Below are 21,590 nucleotides of genomic sequence, written 5' to 3'. Positions count from 1 at the left end.
CGGGGTTGCGCGATCGCGGCTTACGCCGCTCCCACAGAAAGCGAGGAACCGGCGCTGTGGGAGCGGCGTAAGCCGCGATCGCGACTCCCGCGAGCCGGCGCAGGCACGATCCCGATCCTGACCCCGATCCCTAGCCCGCCGCCGACGCCACCGCCTCGCCGCCGCGGCCGGGGCAGCCCCAGTTGAGGATGGGCGTGCCCGGGGGCAGCACGCGCCTGAACATCGGGATGCGACGCGGCTTGGGGTTGACCACCACCGGCCGGCGCGCGGCCTTGAGCAGCGGCAGGTCGGCGCTGCTGTCGGAATAGGCGACCTCGACCGGCGCGGTATAGCCGGCTTCGCGCAGCATGGTCATCTTCATTTCGGCATGGCAGTGGCGCAGCGCCCCGACCGCGCCCAGGCGCGGCCCGACCAGGGTGCCGACCACCGGCACGTCCTCGTGGGCGACGAAGGCCAGGATCGCCCGCGCCAGCTCCGGCGGTGCGCCGGTGGCGATCACCACCCGGTCGCCGCGCTGGCGGTGGTGGTGCAGCACGTCCAGGGCCACCGGCAGCAGCCGGCGCCGGATCTCGCCGGTGTGGGCGGCGACGTAGCGGTCGATGGTGGCATCGAACTCGCGGCGCCCGCCCATGCCGACCGAACCGACCCAGACGAAACCGGAAATGCCGACCCGGCGGGTCGGCAGGAACGCGATCATCGGCCCGAACAATGGCGCGATCAGCAGCGCCAGCAGCTTCCGCCACCACGAGCGCCGGATCAGCCAGGCGAACAGGTGGCTGCCGGAATCGCCGTCGTAGAGGGTGTGGTCGAAGTCGAACACCACCAGCGGCGCGTCTTCGCGCGCGGGCGGGAAGCGCCCCGCCGCGCTCATGCCGCGAACAGCCGCTGCAGGGCCGCGCCCGGGTCGCGTTCGCGCATGAAGCTTTCGCCGATCAGGAAGGTTTCGATGCCGGCGCCGCGCATCTTGGCCACGTCGGCGCCGGTGGCGATGCCGCTCTCGGTGACCAGGGTACGGTCGCGAGGGACCGCGTCGCGCAGGGCGATGCTGGTGTCCAGCGAGACCTCGAAGGTGCGCAGGTTGCGGTTGTTCACGCCGATCAACTCGCAATCGGTCTGCAGCGCGCGTTCGAGCTCGTCGATGTCGTGGACCTCGACCAGCACGTCCATGCCCAGCTCCATCGCCAGCCCGGCCATCTCGATCATCGGCCCGTCCTCGAGCGCGGCCACGATCAGCAGGATCGCGTCGGCGCCGATCACCCGCGCCTCGTAGACCTGGTAGGGGTCGATGGTGAAGTCCTTGCGCAGCACCGGCAGCGCGCAGGCCGCGCGCGCCTCGCCCAGGTAGAGGTTGCTGCCCTGGAAGAAATCCACGTCGGTCAGCACCGACAGGCAAGCCGCGCCGCCGGCCTCGTAGCTGCGCGCGATCTGCGCGGGCTGGAAATCGGCGCGGATCAGGCCCTTGGACGGGCTGGCCTTCTTGACCTCGGCGATCACCGCGGCCTCGCCGGCGGCGTGCTTGCGCTTGATCGCGTCGACGAAGCCGCGCGTGGGTGCCTGCTGGGCCGCGCGCGCGCGCAGGTCGTCCAGCGAGCGCACCCGGCTGCGCTGTTCGATCTCCTCGGCCTTGCGGGCCAGGATCGTGCGCAGGACATCGGTCATTCCATCATCTCCACATCGCCCCCCAGGGGCTGGCCGGGGCGCCATTGTCCCAGTTGCAGCCGATCGAGCAAGACGACGACCGCGTCGCGGGCCTGGCTGTTGTGGATCGGCAGGACCAGCACGTCGCCCGGCCGCGCCCACCGCAGCAGCTCGGTGGCGGCCTCGACCTCCCGCAGGCAGACCCGCAGCGCGTCCTCGGGCAGGCCGCGGCGCAGCAGTTCGTCGCGCAGGATCGCCGCGACCTCGCCCTCGGCGCGGCCGCGCAGGTAGCCCTCCAGGTCCTTGAGCACCACCCGATCGGGGCGGAAACCGGCCGCGACCGCGGCCAGCTCGCGGATATCGCGGTCCTCGCGGTTGCCGGCCTGGCCCAGCAGCAGGCCGAGCCGGCGGCGCCCGGGCCGGGCCGCGACCTCCAGCAGCTTGCCCAGGCCGTCGGGGTTGTGGGCGTAGTCCAGGTAGACCTCGCTGTCGCCGTAGGCCCAGCGCTGCAGGCGCCCGGGGTTGTCGCCGGGCGCGGCGCCGAAGCGCGCCAGTACCTGGGCGATGCGCTCGGGCGCGACGCCCAGCGCCGCCGCCGCCAGCGCGGCGCCGGTCAGGTTGGCGAGGTTGTAGGCGACCCGGCCGCCCAGGGTCAGCGGCATCGCGGCGACCTCGCCGAGGTCGTGCTCGCGGCCTTGGTAGTGCAGGCGCAGGCGGCCGTCGCGCACGCCGCAGGTGGCGCCACCGCGTTCGCGGTGCGCGCGCAGGCGCGGCTGGGCCTCGTCCAGCGCGAACCAGGCGATCGCATGCGGCAGCGCCGCGCCGTGCCGGACCAGCAGCTCGTCGTCGGCATTGAGCACCAGCAGGCCGTCCCCGGCCAGGCCGCGCGCGACGGTGAGCTTCACTTGCGCCAGGTCGTCGAGGTGGTGGATGCCGTACTCGCCGAAATGATCGGGGCTGATGTTGGTGACCAGGGCCACGCGCGCGGCCTGCGGCGTGAGGCCGCGGCGCAGCAGGCCGCCGCGCGCGGTTTCCAGGATCGCCGCCTCGACGTCGGTGCGACGCAGCAGGGTGCGCGCGCCGACCGGGCCGGAGTAGTCGCCGCCGTCGATGCACTCGCCGTCGACGTAGAGGCCGTCGGTGCTGCTGTGCGCGGTATGCCAGCCCTGCGCGCGCGCCATCGCCGCGAGCAGGCGCACGCTGGTGGTCTTGCCGTTGGAGCCGGTGACGATGGCTTTGGGGATGGTGTGCAGTTCTTGCCAGGGCACTTCGTCGCCCGACGGAAGCTCGTCGAGGCTCCAGGCCTGACTGGTAGCGCCCTCGCCCAGCGACAGCGCTTCGTCGTCGCTGTAGGCGAGCACGCCGCGCGCCTGCGCCCGCCCGATCAATCCGATCAGATCGGGGCGCGCCTGCGCGCGCACCAGCGCCTGCAGCGTGCGCAAGGCGTCGTCGCGGTCCCAGTACGCGGCATGTCCGGGCGCGTGCGGCGGCAGCGCGTCCTGCGCGATCGGACCGGCGGCTTCGGCCCAGGCCCATTCGTTGATTTCGGTGGCCGCGTACAGGCAGTCGACCGGCGCGACGAAGGCCAGGGAGGCGCCGCTGGCGTGCTCGCGAACGACGATCGCGTCCTCCTGCGACCAATGCAGCAAGCCGCGCGCGCCGGCGATGTTATGCCGCCAACGCGCGAACGCCCGCGCCTGCGGCCGTCCGCCGCGCGTTTCCAGCACCGCGCCGGGCCGGTCGAAATACAGATTCGCGCCGGTCAGCCGGCGCGAATCCTCAAACGGAAACTCGTATTCCGGTGGCTCGGCCGCTTTCGATTCCGCCGTCACTCAGTCGCTCTCTTCGCGTTCGAAGCGCAGCCCGCGTTCGTCGCGGACCACGCCTTCCATGGCCGCGACCACGGCCTCGTCCAGGGTCTGCTCCAGCGGCGGCAGTTCGATGCGCGCGGTCGCCGCGGTCACCCCGCCCTCGGGCTGGAAGTGGATGATCTGCTTCCACGAGCGCGCCAGCGCATCGGCGAACACCAGCAGCAGGTCGCCGGACTGGGCCATGCGCAGGGCGCCGTCGATCGCGGCCTGTTCGTCGGGAATGATCGTGATCGCCTCGGCGCTCACGCCGCGCGCCTGCAGGGCCTTGGCGATGATGCGCGGCACTTCGTCGCCGTCGCGCCCGCGCAGGCCGTCGTCGCGGCGGCAGACGTAGTGGTCGAATTTGCCGGCCACGGCCTCGGCGATCGCGTGCAGGTCCTCGTCGCGGCGGTCGCCGGGGCCGGCGACCACCACCAGGCGGCGCCCGGCCACGTCCAGGCGCTGGGCCAGGTCGGCCATCACCCCGACCGCATGCGCGTTGTGGCCGTAGTCCATGAGCACCTTGAAGGGATGCTCGTTGTAGACGTTCATGCGCCCGGGCGCCTGGAAGAAGGTGGTGTCGAAGGTGCGCAGGCCGTGGCGGATCGCGTCCAGCTTCATGCCCAGCGAGAACGCCATCGCCGCGGCCACCATCGCGTTCTGCACGTTGTGCAGCGCGCGGCCCTCCATGGTCGCCGGGATCAGGTGGGTCCACAGCAGCGGAATATGGCTGCCCTTGTCGTACAGCGTGATCATGTGGCCGTTGACGCCGGCTTCCAGCGCGCAGGCGCGGCCGCCGGCGCGGATGTGCTCGCGCACCAGCGCGTGGGCCGGGTTCATGGTGACGTAGCAGATCACCTTGGCGTCGGTGTAGGCCGACATCTTCAGCACGTTGGGATCGTCGGCGTTGAGCACCGCGCAGTCCTTGGCCACTTCCACCACCACCCGCTTGACCTCGGCCAGCTGCTCCAGGGTGTCGATGCCCTTCAGGCCCAGATGGTCGGACTGGATGTTGATGACCGCGCCTACATTGACCTCGGACACGCCCATGCCGGCGCGCAGCAGGCCGCCGCGCGCGGTCTCCAGCACCGCCAGGTCGATCTGCGGATCGGACAGCACCATGCGCGCAGACACCGGCCCGGTCATGTCGCCCTCGACCGTGCGCTGGCCGTCGATGTAGACGCCGTCGGTGGTGGTCAGGCCCGGGGTGTAGCCGGCCATCTTGGCGATGTGGGCGAGCATGCGCGCGGTGGTGGTCTTGCCGTTGGTGCCGGTGACCGCGGCGATCGGCACCCGCGACGGCGTGCCGGGCGAGAACAGCATGTCGATCACCGGGCCGGCGGCGTCGCGCGGCGTGCCCTCGCTGGGCGCGACGTGCATGCGGAAGCCGGGCGCGGCGTTGATCTCGCAGATGCCGCCGCCGGCGTTCTTGTAGCTCTCGGCGATGTTGGGCGAGATGAAGTCGACGCCGCCCACGTCCAGGCCGATCGCGCGCACCGCGCGCACGGCCATGTCGCGGTTGTCGGGATGGATGATGTCGGTGACGTCGGTGGCGGTGCCGCCGGTGGACAGGTTGGCGGTGGAACGCAGGTAGACCACCTCGTCGTCGGCCGGCACCGATTCGGCGGTGTAGCCCACGCGCTCCATCATCAGCACGGCCTGGGCGTCGAGTTCCAGCCGGGTCAGCACCTTCTCGTGGCCGACGCCGCGGCGCGGGTCCTGGTTCACCGCCTCGACCAGTTCGGCGATGCTGCGCCGGCCGTCGCCGACCACGTGGCCGGGGGTGCGCCGGGTCGCGGCGATCAGTTCGCCGTTGACCACCAGCAGGCGGTGGTCGTCGCCGCCGACATAGGTCTCGACGATCACCGAACGCGAATGCTCGCGCGCGGCCTCGAAGCCGGCGCGGACCTCGTCCTCGCTGGAAATGTTGATGGTGATGCCGCGGCCGTGGTTGCCGTTGTAGGGCTTGGTCACCACCGCGCCGCCGAGCTTGCGCGCCGCGCGCACCGCGCCGCTGGCGTCGGTGACCAGTTCCTGGCGCGGCACCGGCAGGCCCAGCGAGGCCAGGATCTTGTTGGTCTCTTCCTTGTCGCTGGCCAGCTCGACCGCGATGTGCGGGGTGCGGCCGGTGATCGTGGCCTGGATGCGCTGCTGGTACTTGCCGTGGCCGAACTGGATCAGCGACTGGGTGTTCAAACGCAGCCACGGAATCCCGCGCTCCTCGGCCGCGCGCACCAGCGAGGCGGTCGACGGACCCAGCGCGCGGCGCTGGGCGTAGCGGATGAAATCGTCGCGCGCCGATTCCCAATCCCAGTCCTCGGGCACGCTGCCGACCGGACGCAGCTCGGCCGGCAGCAACGAACACAGCAACTTCAGGCCGAGTTCGCCGGCGGCGATGCCCTCTTCGCGTTGCGCGTACTCGTAGACCACCGAGTACACGCCAGGGCGGTCGTCGCCGACGCTGCGGGTCTTGCCGAAGGTGACGTTCTCGCCGGCGACGTTCTGCAGTTCGATCGCGACGTGTTCGAGCACGTGGCCCAGCCAGGTGCCCTCGTCCTCGCGCAGACGGCGCACGAAGCCGCCGGCCTCGCGGTAGGAGCAGCCGTGCTCGGCCAGCCCCGGCAGCGCCGCCAGCAGGCCGTCCACGAAGGCCGGCCCCAGGCGTGCGGTCGGCCAGGCCTCCAGCGCCTGCAGGTCCAGCTCCAGCCGTATGACCGGAAAATGCGCATACAGCGAAGGGCCGACGTAGACGGTGCGTTCGAGTATGCGCATGTGAACCTCACTTCATGTCTTGGGAGATGCCAGCGAACCGGCGGATGCTTTGCGGGTGTTGAGATTGAACGTGGCGCCCTTGGTGAGGATGTGCACGCCCAGGCCGAGCAGGCACACCGGCTCGTTCTCGCCGACCAGGTGCATGGACGAGAACTGCAGGCCGTCGGCGTCGACCACGGTGACCGAACCGCTGCCCTCGACCTCGATCGTGTTGTCGGGGCCGATGAAGGCCGCCGTGTCCTCGTCCAGACCGATGCCGACCGCGAACGGGTTGTAGGCCAGCGACGCCACCAGGCGGCCGAGACGGTCGCGCTGGCGGAAGTGCTGGTCGATCACCACGCGGTTGGTCAGGCCCAGGCCCGGCGCGAGCCGGACGCTGTTGGCGCGCGGCGACGCCCCTTCGACACCGTAAGCGATCATGTGCTCGCTGAGAATACTGGCGCCGGCGCTGGTGCCGCCGACGGTGACGCCCTGGGCGTTGAGCGCGCGGATCGCTTGTGCAACCGGCGTGCCGCCCAGCATGGTCGAAATCCGGATCTGATTGCCGCCGGTGAAGAAAATGCCGCTGGCGCGCTCGAGCCGGCGTACCCGCCCCGGTTCGTGGCAGTCGCGCCGGGTGTCGAAGTCCATCACCTCGACTTCGGCCGCGCCCAGCTCGGTGAACAGCTTCTCGTAGCGATCGCCGGTGTCGGCCAGGCGGCTCGCCGTGGGAATCACCACGATATCGGCCTTGCGGCCGCCACTGACCTTGAGGAAACGCCGCAGGATGGCGGTGTCGTTCTCTTTGTCTTCCGCTCCGCCGATCGGAACGATCCAACCCCGCTGTTCGCCATCGGGGATTTTGCTCGGTGCCATCCTTCGTACTCGCTTCTACTAAAATTGTTCGGAATGCCGCGGCGGGGTTTCGAACTGGCCATGGCGCACCACCGCGCCCTCGCGCAGGTGCGATCGCCCACCGATGAAGACATCATGCGCCGCACCGCGCCGGTCCAGGGCCACCAGGTCGGCATCGGCGCCGACCTCGATCCGGCCCTTGCCGCTCAAACGCAGCAACTGCGCGGGATTGCGGGTGAAGGCCGGCAGCGCGCGCTCGAGGGCGACGCCGCGCGCCAGCACCGCATTCAGGCACGCCAGCAGCGCGCCCGACTCGCCCACGTCCATGCCGCAGACGCGCCCATGGGCGTCGAAACAGGGCAGGCAGCCGCCGGCGTCGGAGCTGATCGTGACCCGCTCCGGCGGGGCGCCGCTGTCGAGATAGCGGACCAAGGCCTCGTCGGCGCTCCAGGCATCCTCGCCGTCCTCGACCGGGAACGCGGTCAGGTCGATCCAGCAGCCGCGCCGCGCCAGTGCCAGCGCTTCCTCGAACAGCGCCTTGCGCCGATTGACATGGGTCGGGTTGAACACGCGCGCGGGCAACTCGCTGCGCTCCAGCGCCTGGCGCACGAACTCCAGCCCGCGCGGGCCGTCGCCCAGGTGCAGATGCAGGATGCCGGCCTTGCCGCTCATCAGCCCGGCGACGTGCGCCTCCGAGGCCAGGCGCAGCAGCTCGTCCAGGGTCGGCTGGCTGGAACGGTGGTCGCTGATCGCGACCTCGCCCACGCCGATCAGCGGCTCGACGAAGACCACGTCGCCGCGCACGCTACCGGTCAGGGTGGTCGGCGGCAGGTGATAGCCGCCGCAGTAGCCCCAGGCGTTCAGGCCTTCCTCGCGCAGCGCGTAGATCGCCGCGACCAGCTCGCGGGTGCTGCGCGCGAGGTCGTCGGTGCCGAGCAGGCCGACCACGCTGGTCACGCCGGCGCGGGTATAGCGCGACAGCATCGGCGCCGGCACGCGGGTGCGGAAACCGGCTTCGCCGCCACCGCCGGTGACGTGGACATGGCCGTCGATCAGGCCCGGAATCAGGCGCCGGCCTTGCAGGTCGATGCTCTCGACCGGCAGCTCGCCGGGCAGTTCGGGCGCATCCACGCCCATCCACAGGATCTTGCCGCCGCCCAGCAACAAGTGCTGCCGGCCCAGCGGCTGCGGGGCGTAGACCTCGGCGTTGCGCAGCAGTCGCAGTCCGGCCTGCGGCGCGGTCTCACTCATCCTGCGGTCCCCTGCTCCAGCCATAGGCGCGCTCGACCTTGGCCACGCGCAGTTCGTAGCGACCATACCAGTGTTTGCGGCCGCGCTCGCGGGTGGCGGCGTGTTCGAGATTGCGCTTCCAGGCCACGATCGAGGCCTCGTCGGCCCAATAGCTGACGGTGATGCCGAAGCCGTCGGCGCCGCGCGTGGACTCGACGCCGAGATAGCCGGGCTGCTGTGCGGCCAGTTCGACCATGCGCTCGGCGGCTTCGCCGTAACCGGCCTCGTCCTGGTCGTTGCGTTGCGAACTGAAAATCACCGCGTAGTACGGCGGCGCGGGCAGCTTGGCGAAGGGATCGCTCATGGTCGGGCTCGCTGGCGAAGGCTGGCGTAGGGCATCAGGACGACAGGCGCCGGGTCGCGGCGACGAATTCGTCCAGCTTGGCGCGCGCGGCGCCGGAGGCGAGCGCGGCGCGCGCCTGCACGATGCCCTCGGCGATGCTCTCGACGGTGCCGGCCGCGTACAGCGCGGCGCCGGCGTTGAGGGCGACGATCTCGCGCGGCAGGCCGTCGCGGTTCTCCAGCGCCTGCAGCAGCATGGCCTTGGACTCCATCGCGTCGGCCACGCGCAGGTTGCGGCTGGCGGCCATGGCGATGCCGAAGTCCTCCGGATGTACTTCGTACTCGCGCACCACGCCGTCGCGCAGCTCGCCCACCAGCGAACCGGCGCCCAGCGACAGTTCGTCCATGCCGTCGCGGCCCCAGACCACCAGCGCGCGCCGCGCGCCCAGTTCCTGCAGCACGCGTACCTGGATGCCGACCAGGTCGGGATGGAACACGCCCATCAGGATGCTGGGCGCGCCGGCCGGATTGGTCAGCGGCCCGAGGATGTTGAACAAGGTGCGCACGCCCATTTCGCGCCGCACCGGCGCCACCACCTTCATCGCCGGGTGGTGCACGGGCGCGAACATGAAGCCGATGCCGGTGTCGGCGATGCACCGCGCGACCTGCTCGGGCTGCAGCTCGATCGCCGCGCCCAGCGCTTCCAGCACGTCGGCGCTGCCGGACTTGGAGGACACGCTGCGGTTGCCGTGCTTGGCGACCTTGGCGCCCGCGGCCGCGACCACGAACATGCTGGCGGTGGAAATGTTGAAGGTGTGCGCGCCATCGCCGCCGGTACCGACGATGTCGACCAGGCCGCTGCGGTCGGCGACCTCGACCGGGCGCGCGAACTCGCGCAGCACGGTCGCCGCGCCGGCGATCTCGCCCACGGTTTCCTTCTTCACCCGCAGGCCGGTGAGGATGGCCGCGGTCATGGTCGGCGATACCTCGCCGCGCATGATCATGCGCATCAGCTCGACCATCTCGTCGTGGAAGATCTCGCGGTGTTCGATCGTGCGCTGCAGGGCTTCTTGCGGGGTCAGGGGCATGGCGCGGTCCGAATCAGAGCGAGGCGTGTTCGAGGATTTCCTGGCCCATCAGGACGCAGTCGTCGCCGAGGCGGTAATACTCCAGGCGCATCCGGTACTGGCCCTTGTAGACGTAGCCCCAGACTTCGAGCACGTCGAAGCGCTGCTTGGGGTTGGCCGGATTGAGGATCGACGGCAAGGGCTTGGCCGGTCCCGACACTTCGGCGCGGTCGTCGTCGTCGGTGTGGAAGGCCAGCAGCTTCTTGGCCTGAATCACCGCGTCGGCCGCGCAGGCATTGCTGGACGGCTTGGTCGCCGCGGGCGCGCCGGTGGCCAAGGCCGCCAGCGCCAGGAAGACGAGGGCTCGATGCTTGCGGCTCATTCAACGCTCCAGGAAGTTCTTGAGCAGGGCATGGCCGTGCTCGGTCAGGATCGACTCGGGGTGGAACTGCACGCCCTCGACCGGATGCTCGCGATGGCGCAGGCCCATGATCTCCTCGAAGCTGCCGTCCTCGTGCTCGCTCCAGGCGGTGATTTCCAGGCAATCGGGCAGGGTTTCGCGCGATACCACCAGGGAGTGGTAGCGGGTGGCCTCGTAGCGGTCGGGCAGGCCGGCGAACACGCCCTGCCCTTCATGGCGGATGCGCGAGGTCTTGCCGTGCATGATGGTCTTGGCCCGCACCACGTCGCCGCCGTAGGCCTGGCCCAGGCTCTGGTGGCCCAGGCAGACCCCGAGGATGGGCACGCGCGCGCCGAGCTCGCGGATCAGGTCCAAGGACACGCCGGCTTCGTTGGGCGTGCACGGGCCGGGCGAGATCACGATCCGCTCCGGTTGCAGCGCCGCGATCTGCGGCACCGTCAGATCGTCGTTGCGGATCACCTTCACTTCCGCCCCCAGCGCCTGCAGGTACTGCACGAGGTTGTAGGTGAAGCTGTCGTAGTTGTCGATCATCAGTACGGACATGACGCGTCTCGAAAGCATTGGGGGCCGGGGCTGGGAGTGCGGACATCGGGCTGCGACCCGTCGCGCGCGGACGCCTCCTGCGGCGGCCGCGGGCTCGCGGACGCCAGCCCACGATTATCCGGCCGCGGGCGGCCCGCGGGAAATAACGATCGCAAGGGGTGGCGTCGCGCGGACGCGCGGCGCTCAGGCGAGGCCGGACAGTGAGCGGCGCTGGGCTGGATCGAAGGCGGTGGAGTCACGCGGAGCTTCCCGGAAGGACGACGGAACGGAGACGGAGGCAGCACGCCACCATCGCCAGCCCGGGACGGCCTTGGACGGGAGTTGCGGGTTCGCGCGAACGATCATGGCCCTACTGTAGCCGCTTCCCGGCCTCGAAGCGACGGACCGGGCCGGCGGCGGCGAGCTCAGCTCCTGGCCGGTTCGGCCGCGGCCAGGGCGATGCGCACCTCTAGTCCGGGCGCGCGGTCGCCCAGGCTGACGTGGCCGCCGTGGCGGTGCGCGATCGCGCGCACCAGGCTCATGCCCAGGCCGGTGCCTGGCGAGCCGCGGTGCGCCTCCAGGCGCTGGAAGCGGTCGAACACGCGCTCGCGGTCGGCCAGCGGAATGCCCGGCCCGCGGTCGCCGATGCTCAAGGTCACCGTGCCGCGCTCGCGGCGCAGGCGCAACTCGACCTCGCTGTCGGCGGGCGCGTACTTGACCGCGTTGTCGAGCAGGTTGACCAGCATCTGGAACAGCTGGTCGGCGTCGCCGCGCACGGTCGCCGGCGCTTCGTCGGCGCGCGGCAGTTGGGTGCGCAGGACGATGCCGCGCTCGCCGGCGCTGGGGGTGTACAGCTCGACCGCGTCGCGCGCGAGTTCGGCCAGGTCCAGCGTGGGCTCGTCCTGCACCGGCGGCTGGGCCTCGATGCGCGCCAGCCGCAGCAGCGCGCCGAAGGAATGCAGCAGTTGGTCGGTCTCGGCGATCGCGGCGTCCAGTTCGGCCTCGCGGCCGGCATCGTCGGGGCGCTCGCGCAGTTCCTCCAGGCGATTGCGCAGCCGGGTCAGCGGCGTGCGCAGGTCGTGGGCGATGTGGTCGGTGGCATGGCGCACTCCGCCCAGCAGCTCGCCGATGCGGTCGAGCATGCCGTTGAAGCGGCGCGCGAGCCGGTCGAAGGCGTCGTCGCTGCCGTCCAGGGCCACGCGCAGGGCCAGCTCGCCGCCGCCGACGCGTTCGGCGGTGTCGTCCAGGCTGCGCAGGCGCCGCGACACCCAGCGCGAGGTCAGCCAGCCGATCAGCGCGCCCAGGGTCGCGGCGACCAGCAGCGCCGCCAGCGCGGTGCGCAGCATCAAGGCCAGGAAACGCCCCTGCGAGCGCAGGCGCACGCCGGTCAGCAGGGTCTCGCCGCCCGACAGCCGTTGCAGCTGCGCGACCACGCGCATGCGCTCGCCGCCGTCGCGTTCGACGAACTCGGTCCAGCGCGGCTGCGGCGCGCGCAGGATGGGATGGCCCTGGTAGCGGCCCGCGAGCACGCGTCCGTCGGCCGCGATCAGGGCGTAAACCGCGTCGGGATCGTCCTGCGCATCCAGTCGCTCGCGCAGCTCCGACTGCAGGGCCGCGCGGCCGTGCTCGCCGTACAGATCGACCAGGCCGGCGGCATCGGCGCGCACCACTTCGCGCGCGTCCTGCGCCAGCAAGGCCGACACCGTGTAGTGCACGCCCGCGCCCAGCAGCACGAACGCGAGCAGAAACGAGGCGGTGACCGCCAGCGCCAGCCGGCCGCTGGTGGAGCGCAGGGTCATGCGCCTAACCGGTAGCCCGCGCCGCGCACCGTGTGCAGCAGCGGCTTGGGATGGCCCAGGTCGATCTTCTGGCGCAGGCGGCTGATATGCACGTCGATGACGTTGGTCTGCGGATCGAAGTGATAGTCCCAGACTGCCTCCAGCAGCATGGTGCGGGTGACCACGCGCTCGGCCTGGCGCATCAGGTATTCGAGCAGGCGGAACTCGCGTGGTTGCAGCTCGATGCGCTTGCCGCCGCGGCGGGCCTCGCGGCTGAGCAGGTCGAGTTCGAGATCGGCCACGCGCAGGCGCGTGGGCTCGCTGCCGCCGGCGCTGCCGCGGCGCAGGATGCTGTCCAGGCGCGCGCTGAGCTCGGCGTAGGCGAAGGGCTTGACCAGGTAATCGTCGGCGCCGGCGCGCAGGCCCTCGACGCGGTGGTCGACCTCGCCCAGCGCGGTCAGCAGCAACACCGGCGTGCGGTTGCCGGCGCCGCGCAGGGTCTGCAGCAGGACCAGGCCGTCCAGCCCGGGCAGCATGCGGTCCAGCACGATCGCGTCGTAGCTTTCGGTGGTGGCCAGGAACAGGCCGTCCTTGCCGTTGCCGGCATGGTCGACGGTATGGCCGTCTTCGCGCAGGCCCTTGGCGATGAAGCCCGCGGTATGGGGATCGTCTTCGATCAGCAGGACGCGCATGCCGACTCCCGGTCTCGCAAAAAGAATACCCCGCCGGGAGGAAGCCGGCGGGGCAGCCACCTGGGGTCTAGGTGGGCTTCGGGGACGCAAGGCAGAAACGGTGGAACGCAGGAGGAACGCAGTGGCGGCGTTGGAGGGGACGGTGCCGCGTGAAGCAGTACTTCAGGGTGGCGCTTCGTGGTGCGGTACTGCCGGAACCGGTGCTTCGCGGATCAGTTCTTCTTGGCTTCGGTGGCGCCGGCCTTGGTCTCGGCCTTGGCCTTGTGGACCTTGTGCTTGACCGTGGCGGTCTTGGCCGGAGCGGCGGCGCCCGGCGCGGCGGCCGGCGCGGCGGCGAACGCGGAACCGGCGACGGCGGTCAGGGCGAGCGCGAACAGGGCATTGCGGACGTTCATGGTGGGGCTCCTGGACACTGGGTGGGAACACTGGGGTTTCGGTTCTTGCCGTTGGGGCCTGGCCCCAGCGCAGGGTCAGATTGCGCGCCGGGCCCTGGCGGCGAGCTTTCGGCCACGTGAACTATCCGTAATGTTCGACACGGGCCCGTACCCCGACTTTGGGGTAGGAGCGGCGTGGGGGCGGCGCGCGACCCGCTTGCGTCGGGTGTCGTGGCTTGCGCCGGTGTGCGGATGTCGTGGTCGCGGCTTGCGCCGCTCCTACACTGAGTTCGCCGGTACTCGCTGGCGATTGGTGTGGCGCGAGGATTGGAGGCGCATCGCGGCTCACGCCGCTCCCACAGGAAGCAAGACTCGCTTTCTGTGGGAGCGGCGTGAGCCGCGATTACGAAAATCGGAGGCCTGCGCAGGCCTCTGTGTGCGCCTAGGGCACGCCGCGACACGCGGCGCACATGCGACGCGCGCTTACAAGCCGCGCGCCGCCTCGGCCACGGCGCGGAACAGCGCGCGGCCCTTGTTCATCGTCTCTTCCCATTCCTTCTGCGGATCGGAGTCGTAGACGATGCCGGCGCCGGCCTGGATGGTCAGGCGGCCGTCCTGGATCACCGCGGTGCGGATCGCGATCGCGGTGTCGGCGTCGCCGTGCCAGCCGATGTAGCCGACCGCGCCGGAATAGACGTTGCGCTTGATCGGTTCCAGCTCGCGGATGACTTCCAGCGCGCGGATCTTGGGCGCGCCGCTGACCGTGCCGGCCGGGAAGGTCGCGCGCAGCACCTCGGCGTAGCTCAGGCCTTCCTTGAGGCGGCCGGTGACCTCGCTGACGATGTGCATGACGTGGCTGTAGCGTTCGATCACGAACTGCTCGCCGACCTCCACCGTGCCGGCTTCGGCGACGCGGCCGACGTCGTTGCGGCCCAGGTCGATCAGCATCAAGTGCTCGGCGCGCTCCTTGGGATCGGCCAGCAGTTCGGCTTCCAGCGCGTTGTCCTCTTCCACGGTCTTGCCGCGCGGACGGGTGCCGGCGATCGGGCGCACGGTGATCTGGCCGTCCTGCAGGCGCACCAGGATCTCCGGCGACGAACCCACGACCTGGGTCTCGCCGACGTCGAGGAAGTACATGTAGGGCGAGGGGTTGAGCGCGCGCAGCGCACGGTACACGTCGACCGGGCGCGCCTTGAACGGCACGCTCAGGCGCTGCGACAGCACCACCTGGAAAATGTCGCCGGCGCGGATCAGTTCCTTGGATTTCTCGACCGCGGCGATGAAGCCCTCGCGGGTGAAGCCGGAGACGAAGTCGTCTTCCTCCAGCCCGACCGAATCCAGGGTTTCCGGATAGCCGGCACCGGCGTGGCGCAGGCGGTGGGTGAGCTGGTCGAGGCGGCGGTTGGCGCGCGCGTAGGCCTGCGGCTCGCTGGGATCGGCGTGCACGATCAGGTACAGCCGGCCCTTGAGGTTGTCGAACACCGCGACTTCCTCGCTCTGCATCAGCAGGATGTCGGGCGTGCCCAGCTCGTCGGGCTTGTGGCTGCCGTCGGCCTGCGGCGCGGCCAGGCGCGGTTCGATGTACTGGATGCATTCGAAGCCGAACCAGCCGACCAGGCCGCCGGTGTAGCCCGGCAGGCCTTCGATGCGCGGCACCGAATGCGCGGCGCGCAGGCGCTCGACCTCGGCGAAGGGATCCTCGACGGTGCGGGTCTCCAGCAGCTCGCCCAGCTCGGTCACGAACAGGGTGTGGCCGGCGAAGGCGTACACGCGCTTGGCCGGCAGGCCGATGATGGAATAGCGGCCGAAGCGTTCGCCGCCCTCGACCGATTCGAACAGATAGGTGTGCGGGCCGTCGGCGAGCTTGAGGTAGACCGACAGCGGCGTGTCGAGGTCGGACAACACCTCGCGCACGACGGGGATGCGGGTGTAGCCGTTAGCGGCCTGTTGCTGGAAGAGTTCGGGCGAAATCACGCGGCGGTTCCTTCATGGACGAGTGGGCAGGAGCGACGATGGCCGACGGCCACCATCGCCAACCCACGTCGGCGCAAAAGGAATGCGGGTTCGCCCAGGCTTTCATGGCCGACACTGTAGCGGCTTCGCCGGGCCGGCGCGACGGGGGCGCGCGGCTACGCCGGCGGCGCGGTCGCCGCCAGCAGCGGACAGCCCTCGGGCAGGTGCATACGCACGCGTGCGGGCACGCAGTCGATGTGGAAATGGCGCGAACGCACCGGCTCGCCGTCCAGGTTGAGAGTGAGTTCCAGCTCGGCGTCGACCTCGACGCTGCGCAGCCGCGCGCGCACCGCGACCCGCTCCAGGGCGGCGTGCTGTCCCTGGGTCAGCAGGGTCCTGACGGTGGCGCCGACCTCGCCGGAAAGCTCGGGCACCACGGTCAGATCGAGCAGGCCGTCGTCGATCAGCGCCTCCGGGCACAGGGCCTGGCCGCCGCCGGCCTGGCGGCCGTTGCCGATACCCAGGGCGATGAAGTCGCCCTGCCAGTCGAAGCCTTCGCCGTGCAGGCGCGCGCGGATCGGGTCGATGCGGCCGAGCTTGGAGATGCCGGTGATCAGATAGGCCAGGCCGCCGAGCATCTTCTTCAGGCCCTCGTCGGTTTCCACCGTGACCTGGGTGCCGAAGCCGCCGCTGGCGAGATTGGCGGCCCAATGCGTGCCGTCGGCGGCCCGCAGGCGCAGCAGGTCGATCGGCTGCGCGCGGCGCGCGCGGATCAGGCGCAGCGCCGCGAGCGCGTCCTCGGGCAGGCCGGCCGCGCCGGCGAAATCGTTGGCCGTGCCCATCGGCACCAGGCCCAGCGTGGGCAGCGCGTCGGCGGGCTCGTCGCGGTGGGCGAGCGTGGTCGCGACCTCGCTGAGGGTGCCGTCGCCGCCGGCCGCGACGAGGGTGTCGGCGCCGTCGGCGATCGCCTCGGCCACATAACGCTCGGCGTCGCCGCCTTCCCAGGTCACCCTTACGTCCAGGTCGACGCCGTCGGCGCGGATCGCGGCCACGGCCTCGCGCAGGGCATCGTCGCCCGCGGATTTGCCGTTGAGGATCAAACGCCAGTGCGGCTGCGGCATGCGGGGTCTCGTGCCTGGGGAGCGGCGAGGCTAGCAGCGCCGCGCTAAGGTGCAGTGAACGCGTCGCGCGATTGTCATCCTTGCGTCATCGCCGGCCCGGAGTATCGAAGGCCATATCAGGGACGACGGGCGGAGGCTGGATTGCCTCCAATATCACGGACGCCGGGCAGGATGCCCGGCGTAGTCAGCGGAGGACGGCGTCGGACAGCACGACGCCGTCCTCGTCGGCGCACAGCCAGTCGCCGGGCCGCACGATCACGCCGCCGATCTCCACCGCCACGTCGCGCACGCCGCGATCGTGCTTGTCGGTCTTGCGCGGGCAGGTGCCCAGCGCCTTCACGCCCAGATCGAGCGCGCCGATCGCGGCGCTGTCGCGGATCGCGCCGATCACCACCACGCCGGCCCAACCGTTCTCCGCCGCCTTGGCCGCGAGCAGGTCGCCCAGCATCGCGCGCCTCATCGAGCCGCCGCCGTCGATCACCAGCACCCGGCCATGGCCGGATTCGGCCACCGCCTCGCGCACCCGCGAGTTGTCCTCGTGCGCCTGCACCGTGCTGACCACGCCGTCGAAGGCGAGGCGCCCGCCGTAGTCGCGCAACGGCAGCTCGATCACGCGCACGCGATCGCCGTGCAGGTCGCACAGGTCGCAGGTGTTCACCCGCGCACGCCCTGCACCGCCGCCTTCATGCGGCCGATCACGTCCGCGTAGTCGGGCGCGTTGAAGATCGCCGACCCGGCGACGAAGCTGTCGGCGCCGGCGGCTGCGATGTCGGCGATGTTGTCGGCCTTGACCCCGCCGTCGATCTCCAGGCGGATCGGCTTGCCGCTGCGGTCGATGCGCTCGCGCACGCGGCGCAGCTTGTCCAGCGCCGAGGGAATGAAGCTCTGGCCGCCGAAGCCGGGATTGACCGACATCAGCAGCACCAGGTCGAGGTCTTCGAGCACCCAGTCCAGCACTTCGATCGGGGTGGCCGGGTTCAGCACCAGGCCGGCCTGGCAGCCGTGCGACTTGATCAGCTGGATGGTGCGGTGCACGTGCGCGCTGGCTTCCGGATGGAAGCTGATGATGCTGGCGCCGGCCTTGGCGAAGTCCGGCACGATCCGGTCCACCGGCTCGACCATCAGGTGCACATCGATCGGCGCGGTCACGCCGTGCTTGCGCAGGGCCTCGCAGACCAGCGGGCCGATGGTCAGGTTGGGCACGTAATGGTTGTCCATCACGTCGAAATGCACCCAGTCGGCGCCGGCCGCGAGCACGTGGTCGACCTCCTCGCCGAGCTTGGCGAAATTCGCCGAGAGGATGGACGGGGCGATCACGGTGGGCTGCATGGGCGGGGCTCGGACGGACAGGCGGCCATTGTCGCCCCGCTGGCCCGCCGGGCCAAGGAGCAGGAACCCGTGGCCGGGAGCTTGGAACCGGTAACGGCGGAACCCGCCTCCAGTTCCTAATTCCTGGCCACTACTTCCTAGCTCTAAGGGTCTTGATGCGGTCGTAGGCGCCGTTGATCGCGCGCGCCTTGGCCTCGGCCTGCTGGCGCAGCTCGGGCGCGGCGTCGCTGAGGCGGTCGGGGTGGTACTGCGAGATCAGCCGGCGGTAGGCCTGGTCGACCTCGGCGTCGCTGGCCTCGGCGGTCAGGCCGAGCACGGCGTAGGGGTTGTCGCGGTTGAGCCGGAACCAGTCGCTGTCGAAGGCGTGGCCGATCAGCAGGCCGATCATCGCCCCCAGGAAAGGGTTGGAGCGCAACAGCGCCGCCCCGGCGAAAAACCCCAGCAACTTGCCGTACCAGCGTTTCGTCGCCATCGCCGCCGCAACCGCCTGCCCAGAACCGGCCGCCAGTCTACCTGCACGCGAGGCCCGGCCGGCGTACACTGCCCGGCCCCGTCGCGCCCGCGCACGCGGCCGACGTCGGGGATTCTGCCCGCCGCCATGGGGACTACACGTTGTCGACCACCTTGCGATCCGCCCTTTCCGAGTCTCACCTGCCCGGCCTGCCGCTGCGCCATCGCGGCAAGGTCCGCGACGTCTTCGACCTGCCGGCCGAACGCCTGCCGCCGGGCACGCCCGCCGGCGACTACCTGCTGATCGTCGCCACCGACCGCCTCAGCGCCTTCGACGTGGTCCTGCCCGACCCGATCCCGGGCAAGGGCGAGATGCTGTGCCAGATCAGCAATTTCTGGTTCGGCAAGACCGCGCACATCGTCGCCAACCACCTCACCGGCATCGACGTGGCCGCGGTTCTGCCGCCGGGCACCGACCCGACGCCGTACGCCCAGCGCGCGGTGGTGACCAAGCGCCTGAAGCCGGTGCCGATCGAGTGCATCGCGCGCGGTTACGTGATCGGCAGCGGCTGGAAGGACTACCAGCGCACCGGCCGGATCAGCGGCATCGCCCTGCCCGACGGCCTGCGCCAGGCCGAAAAGCTGGCCGAGCCGATCTTCACCCCCTCGACCAAGGCCGCGGTCGGCGACCACGACGAGAACATCGACTTCGACACCGCGGTGCGCACCGTCGGCGCCGAGCTGGCCGAGGCCGTGCGCGACGCCACCCTGCGCCTGTACCGCTACGCCGCCGATTTCGCCGCGCAGCGCGGCATCCTGCTGGCCGACACCAAGTTCGAGTTCGGCACCGACGCCGACGGCCGCCTGTACGTGATGGACGAGATGCTCACGCCCGACTCCTCGCGTTACTGGCCCGCCGACGAGTACCAGGTCGGCACCAGCCCGCCCAGCTACGACAAGCAGTACGTGCGCGACTACCTGGAAGCGCTGGGTTGGGACAAGACCCCGCCGGGCCCGCCGCTGCCCGGCGACGTGATCGAACGCACCCGCGCCAAGTACGCCGAGGCGCTGCAGAAGCTGGCGGGGATTTCGGTCGACTGAGGTCGGCCGGGCGGCCGCCGAGCGAGCAACGATGCGCCGTAGGATGCGGTGAGCCGAAGGCGAACCGCATCGCTCGCGCCCACCCGAACCGGGCGCCGCCGCGATCGCCTATCGGACCCCACTCCGGCGCGCTTCGCCGCCGACCATCGCCATCGAGCCGCCGCCATGCCCAAGGGCCTGTTGTTCCTCGCCGTCGCGATCCTGGCCGAAGTCGTCGCCACCAGCGCCCTCAGGGCCTCCGAGGGCTTCACCCGCCTCGGCCCCTCGCTGATCGTCGCAGCCGGCTATGCGACGGCGTTTTACTTCCTCTCGCTGGTGCTCAAGACCGTGCCGGTGGGCGTGGCCTATGCGATCTGGTCCGGCGTGGGCGTGGTCCTGATCGCCCTGATCGGCTGGCTGGTGCTGAAACAGCCCCTGGACCTGGCCGGGATGATCGGGATCGGCCTGATCGTGGCCGGGGTGGCGGTAATCCAGCTATTCTCCCGTACTGGTGCGCACTGAACCGCCAGTCCGCCGCGCACGCCTGACCAGCCGGGAGCCCGCCATGAGCACCGCCGTCGAACCCGCATCGCAAGACGCCACGTACCAGCCTCGTCCGATCGATCGCTACTTCGCCAACTATTCGCGCGATCACCAGAACCACACCAATCAGCTCATCCACGTGATCTGCGTGCCGGCGATCGCCTGGAGCGTGATCGCCCTGCTGTGGTGCATCCCCTCGCCCGGCACCTGGTTCCGCGCCGGCTTCTGGGCCGGCTTCTGGGCCGGCCTGGCGATGTTCGCGGCCTGGATGTTCTATTACCGCGCCTCGCGCAAGCTCGGCCTGGGCATGCTGGTGCTGTTCGTGCTGTCGGGCTGGCTGACCCAGTACCTGCACGATCGGCTCGGGGTGACGCAGCTGCTGTACCTGGGCATCGCGGTGTTCGTGGTCGCCTGGATCGGCCAGTTCATCGGCCACAGCAAGCTCTACGAGGGCAAGCGCCCGAGCTTCTTCACCGATCTGCGTTATCTGCTGATCGGCCCGGCCTGGGTGCTGGCCAAGCTGTACCGCAAGCTCGGCTGGTCGTACTGAGCGCGTAGACGCAACGCTGCGTGCGGCGGCGCCCGCGCCGCACGCGGGCGCGAGCGGCGACAATGGGGACCGCGCGGCTTCGCCCAGGCTGCGCCGCTTTCCGGTTTCCGACCCCATGCCCGCCCGCGACATCGTCCTGCTGCTGCTCATCGTGCTGGCCTGGGCCGGCAACTTCCTGACCTCGGCCTTCGCCTTGCGCGAGATCCCGCCGTTCCTGTTCACCGGCCTGCGCTTCGCCCTGCTCGCGCTGCCGCTGATGTTCTTCGTCAAACGCCCCGCCGCCGGGCAATGGCCGCGCCTGATCGCGGTCTGCCTGTGCATCGGCGTGCTGCATTTCGGCTTGAGTTTCACCGCGCTCAAGCTGGCGGGCGATCTGTCCTCGCCCGCGATCGTGATGCAGAGCTACGTGCCGATGACCGCGCTGTTGGCCTGGCTGCTGCTGGGCGAGCGCTTCGCCTGGCGTACCGGCGTGGCGATCGCGGTGAGTTTCGCCGGCGTGCTGGTGTTGGGCTTCGATCCGCTGGTGCTGGACAAGCCGATGTCGCTGGTGCTGATGCTGATCTCGGCCGCGTTCCTGGCCGTGGGCACGGTGCTGATGAAGGGCTTACGCGGTCTGGACGCCTACAGCCAGCAAGGCTGGACCGCGCTGTTCAGCGTGCTGCCGCTGCTGGCGATCAGCGCGGTGCTCGAACCCGGCGGCATCGCCGCGCTGGGCTCGGTCAGTTGGGTCGGCTGGTTCGGCGCGATCTACGCCGCGTTCGTGTCTTCCCTGCTGGGCCACGGCTTGTACTACGTGCTGGTGCAACGCCATCCGGTGGCGCAGGTCACGCCCTGGCTGCTGCTGGTGCCGGTGTTCGCGATCGGCCTGGGCGTGGCGTTCTGGGGCGACCGCCCGGGTCCGCGCCTGATGCTGGGCGGCGCGATGGTGCTGGGCGGCGTGCTGATCATCGCCCTGCGCGCCTTGGCCAAATCGCGCCCGATTCCGGCCTCCGAAACGCCCTGAACGCGGCCGCCCGCGCACGGCCGCGGCGCGGCCGTGTCCGC

22 protein-coding genes are annotated in these 21,590 nt (G+C 70.7%); 4 read left to right on the top strand and 18 right to left on the bottom strand.

Annotated elements, in window-relative coordinates; all coding sequences use genetic code 11:
• Positions 1 to 130 precede the first annotated feature (130 nt).
• The 18 genes from V1318_RS06510 to V1318_RS06425 form a co-directional block, all read right to left on the bottom strand.
• Entirely contained in the window at positions 131 to 871 is a 741-nt protein-coding gene (locus V1318_RS06510) for a haloacid dehalogenase-like hydrolase (protein ID WP_332938764.1), read from the bottom strand.
• Positions 868 to 1,659 (bottom strand): indole-3-glycerol phosphate synthase TrpC, encoded by a 792-nt coding sequence (trpC, locus tag V1318_RS06505; protein ID WP_332938762.1) that lies wholly within the window; start codon positions 1,657 to 1,659, stop codon positions 868 to 870. Before trpC ends, V1318_RS06510 begins: the two co-directional genes overlap by 4 nt.
• Positions 1,656 to 3,470, bottom strand: coding sequence for a Mur ligase family protein (locus V1318_RS06500; protein ID WP_332938761.1), 1,815 nt, complete (start codon positions 3,468 to 3,470; stop codon positions 1,656 to 1,658). Before V1318_RS06500 ends, trpC begins: the two co-directional genes overlap by 4 nt.
• The gene (gene cphA, locus V1318_RS06495) at positions 3,471 to 6,260 is read right to left on the bottom strand and encodes a cyanophycin synthetase (protein ID WP_332938758.1); all 2,790 of its coding nucleotides are present in this window, start codon (positions 6,258 to 6,260) and stop codon (positions 3,471 to 3,473) included. It lies immediately after the preceding gene.
• A 12-nt stretch (positions 6,261 to 6,272) separates the two neighbouring features.
• Positions 6,273 to 7,115: a cyanophycinase gene (locus V1318_RS06490; protein ID WP_332938757.1), complete on the bottom strand. Its 843-nt coding sequence runs from the start codon at positions 7,113 to 7,115 to the stop codon at positions 6,273 to 6,275.
• 18 nt (positions 7,116 to 7,133) lie between these two features.
• Positions 7,134 to 8,345, bottom strand: a complete 1,212-nt coding sequence (gene iadA / locus V1318_RS06485; protein WP_332938756.1) for a beta-aspartyl-peptidase — start codon at positions 8,343 to 8,345, stop codon at positions 7,134 to 7,136.
• The gene (locus V1318_RS06480) at positions 8,338 to 8,688 is read right to left on the bottom strand and encodes an antibiotic biosynthesis monooxygenase (RefSeq protein ID WP_332938754.1); all 351 of its coding nucleotides are present in this window, start codon (positions 8,686 to 8,688) and stop codon (positions 8,338 to 8,340) included. Before V1318_RS06480 ends, iadA begins: the two co-directional genes overlap by 8 nt.
• Positions 8,689 to 8,722: 34 nt before the next feature.
• Complete coding sequence (trpD, locus tag V1318_RS06475) at positions 8,723 to 9,754, bottom strand: anthranilate phosphoribosyltransferase (protein WP_332938753.1); 1,032 nt, start codon at positions 9,752 to 9,754, stop codon at positions 8,723 to 8,725.
• A 13-nt stretch (positions 9,755 to 9,767) separates the two neighbouring features.
• A complete protein-coding gene (locus V1318_RS06470) occupies positions 9,768 to 10,115 on the bottom strand; it encodes a hypothetical protein (protein ID WP_332938751.1) in 348 nt (115 codons plus the stop codon).
• Positions 10,116 to 10,697: an aminodeoxychorismate/anthranilate synthase component II gene (locus V1318_RS06465; RefSeq protein WP_332938749.1), complete on the bottom strand. Its 582-nt coding sequence runs from the start codon at positions 10,695 to 10,697 to the stop codon at positions 10,116 to 10,118.
• Between the two features lie 404 nt (positions 10,698 to 11,101).
• The gene (locus V1318_RS06460) at positions 11,102 to 12,475 is read right to left on the bottom strand and encodes a HAMP domain-containing sensor histidine kinase (protein WP_332938747.1); all 1,374 of its coding nucleotides are present in this window, start codon (positions 12,473 to 12,475) and stop codon (positions 11,102 to 11,104) included.
• The gene (locus tag V1318_RS06455; protein ID WP_332938746.1) at positions 12,472 to 13,146 is read right to left on the bottom strand and encodes a response regulator transcription factor; all 675 of its coding nucleotides are present in this window, start codon (positions 13,144 to 13,146) and stop codon (positions 12,472 to 12,474) included. Before V1318_RS06455 ends, V1318_RS06460 begins: the two co-directional genes overlap by 4 nt.
• Positions 13,147 to 13,358: 212 nt before the next feature.
• Positions 13,359 to 13,541: a hypothetical protein gene (locus tag V1318_RS06450; protein ID WP_332938745.1), complete on the bottom strand. Its 183-nt coding sequence runs from the start codon at positions 13,539 to 13,541 to the stop codon at positions 13,359 to 13,361.
• A gap of 462 nt (positions 13,542 to 14,003) precedes the next feature.
• Complete coding sequence (gene trpE, locus V1318_RS06445) at positions 14,004 to 15,494, bottom strand: anthranilate synthase component I (RefSeq protein WP_332938744.1); 1,491 nt, start codon at positions 15,492 to 15,494, stop codon at positions 14,004 to 14,006.
• Between the two features lie 155 nt (positions 15,495 to 15,649).
• Entirely contained in the window at positions 15,650 to 16,594 is a 945-nt protein-coding gene (gene yegS, locus V1318_RS06440; protein ID WP_332938743.1) for a lipid kinase YegS, read from the bottom strand.
• Between the two features lie 184 nt (positions 16,595 to 16,778).
• A complete protein-coding gene (rraA, locus tag V1318_RS06435; RefSeq protein ID WP_332938741.1) occupies positions 16,779 to 17,252 on the bottom strand; it encodes a ribonuclease E activity regulator RraA in 474 nt (157 codons plus the stop codon).
• Complete coding sequence (gene rpe, locus V1318_RS06430; RefSeq protein WP_332938740.1) at positions 17,249 to 17,923, bottom strand: ribulose-phosphate 3-epimerase; 675 nt, start codon at positions 17,921 to 17,923, stop codon at positions 17,249 to 17,251. Before rpe ends, rraA begins: the two co-directional genes overlap by 4 nt.
• A 130-nt stretch (positions 17,924 to 18,053) precedes the next feature.
• Positions 18,054 to 18,395 carry a DnaJ domain-containing protein gene (locus tag V1318_RS06425; protein WP_332938739.1) on the bottom strand — a complete coding sequence of 114 codons (342 nt, stop codon included), beginning with the start codon at positions 18,393 to 18,395 and terminating at the stop codon, positions 18,054 to 18,056.
• A 152-nt stretch (positions 18,396 to 18,547) separates the two neighbouring features.
• On the opposite strand from V1318_RS06425, the gene V1318_RS06420 reads away from it, so the two are divergent.
• The 4 genes from V1318_RS06420 to V1318_RS06405 all read left to right on the top strand — a co-directional run bounded on the left by V1318_RS06420 (position 18,548) and on the right by V1318_RS06405 (position 21,549).
• The gene (locus tag V1318_RS06420) at positions 18,548 to 19,474 is read left to right on the top strand and encodes a phosphoribosylaminoimidazolesuccinocarboxamide synthase (protein WP_332938738.1); all 927 of its coding nucleotides are present in this window, start codon (positions 18,548 to 18,550) and stop codon (positions 19,472 to 19,474) included.
• A 165-nt stretch (positions 19,475 to 19,639) separates the two neighbouring features.
• Positions 19,640 to 19,975, top strand: coding sequence for a multidrug efflux SMR transporter (locus V1318_RS06415; RefSeq protein ID WP_332938737.1), 336 nt, complete (start codon positions 19,640 to 19,642; stop codon positions 19,973 to 19,975).
• Positions 19,976 to 20,018: 43 nt separating this feature from the next.
• Positions 20,019 to 20,546, top strand: a complete 528-nt coding sequence (locus tag V1318_RS06410; protein WP_332938735.1) for an Mpo1-like protein — start codon at positions 20,019 to 20,021, stop codon at positions 20,544 to 20,546.
• Between the two features lie 115 nt (positions 20,547 to 20,661).
• Positions 20,662 to 21,549 carry an EamA family transporter gene (locus V1318_RS06405; protein WP_332938734.1) on the top strand — a complete coding sequence of 296 codons (888 nt, stop codon included), beginning with the start codon at positions 20,662 to 20,664 and terminating at the stop codon, positions 21,547 to 21,549.
• Positions 21,550 to 21,590 lie beyond the last annotated feature (41 nt).

It is taken from the genome of Lysobacter sp. CCNWLW3 (genome assembly GCF_036697405.1).
Taxonomy (GTDB): Bacteria; Pseudomonadota; Gammaproteobacteria; order Xanthomonadales; family Xanthomonadaceae; genus Lysobacter.
This window is presented reverse-complemented; position numbering and strand designations above follow the sequence as displayed.

Bases quoted from the DNA above. Each gene is read 5' to 3' on its own strand.
- V1318_RS06410 (WP_332938735.1), top strand. From the start codon at position 20,019: ATGAGCACCGCCGTCGAACCCGCATCGCAAGACGCCACGTACCAGCCT.
- V1318_RS06480 (WP_332938754.1), bottom strand. From the start codon at position 8,688: ATGAGCGATCCCTTCGCCAAGCTGCCCGCGCCGCCGTACTACGCGGTG.
- V1318_RS06465 (WP_332938749.1), bottom strand. From the start codon at position 10,697: ATGTCCGTACTGATGATCGACAACTACGACAGCTTCACCTACAACCTC.
- V1318_RS06450 (WP_332938745.1), bottom strand. From the start codon at position 13,541: ATGAACGTCCGCAATGCCCTGTTCGCGCTCGCCCTGACCGCCGTCGCC.
- V1318_RS06455 (WP_332938746.1), bottom strand. From the start codon at position 13,146: ATGCGCGTCCTGCTGATCGAAGACGATCCCCATACCGCGGGCTTCATC.
- V1318_RS06405 (WP_332938734.1), top strand. From the start codon at position 20,662: ATGCCCGCCCGCGACATCGTCCTGCTGCTGCTCATCGTGCTGGCCTGG.
- yegS (WP_332938743.1), bottom strand. From the start codon at position 16,594: ATGCCGCAGCCGCACTGGCGTTTGATCCTCAACGGCAAATCCGCGGGC.
- V1318_RS06425 (WP_332938739.1), bottom strand. From the start codon at position 18,395: ATGGCGACGAAACGCTGGTACGGCAAGTTGCTGGGGTTTTTCGCCGGG.
- V1318_RS06510 (WP_332938764.1), bottom strand. From the start codon at position 871: ATGAGCGCGGCGGGGCGCTTCCCGCCCGCGCGCGAAGACGCGCCGCTG.
- V1318_RS06490 (WP_332938757.1), bottom strand. From the start codon at position 7,115: ATGGCACCGAGCAAAATCCCCGATGGCGAACAGCGGGGTTGGATCGTT.
- V1318_RS06415 (WP_332938737.1), top strand. From the start codon at position 19,640: ATGCCCAAGGGCCTGTTGTTCCTCGCCGTCGCGATCCTGGCCGAAGTC.
- rpe (WP_332938740.1), bottom strand. From the start codon at position 17,923: ATGCAGCCCACCGTGATCGCCCCGTCCATCCTCTCGGCGAATTTCGCC.
- trpD (WP_332938753.1), bottom strand. From the start codon at position 9,754: ATGCCCCTGACCCCGCAAGAAGCCCTGCAGCGCACGATCGAACACCGC.
- trpC (WP_332938762.1), bottom strand. From the start codon at position 1,659: ATGACCGATGTCCTGCGCACGATCCTGGCCCGCAAGGCCGAGGAGATC.
- V1318_RS06470 (WP_332938751.1), bottom strand. From the start codon at position 10,115: ATGAGCCGCAAGCATCGAGCCCTCGTCTTCCTGGCGCTGGCGGCCTTG.
- V1318_RS06460 (WP_332938747.1), bottom strand. From the start codon at position 12,475: ATGACCCTGCGCTCCACCAGCGGCCGGCTGGCGCTGGCGGTCACCGCC.
- cphA (WP_332938758.1), bottom strand. From the start codon at position 6,260: ATGCGCATACTCGAACGCACCGTCTACGTCGGCCCTTCGCTGTATGCG.
- iadA (WP_332938756.1), bottom strand. From the start codon at position 8,345: ATGAGTGAGACCGCGCCGCAGGCCGGACTGCGACTGCTGCGCAACGCC.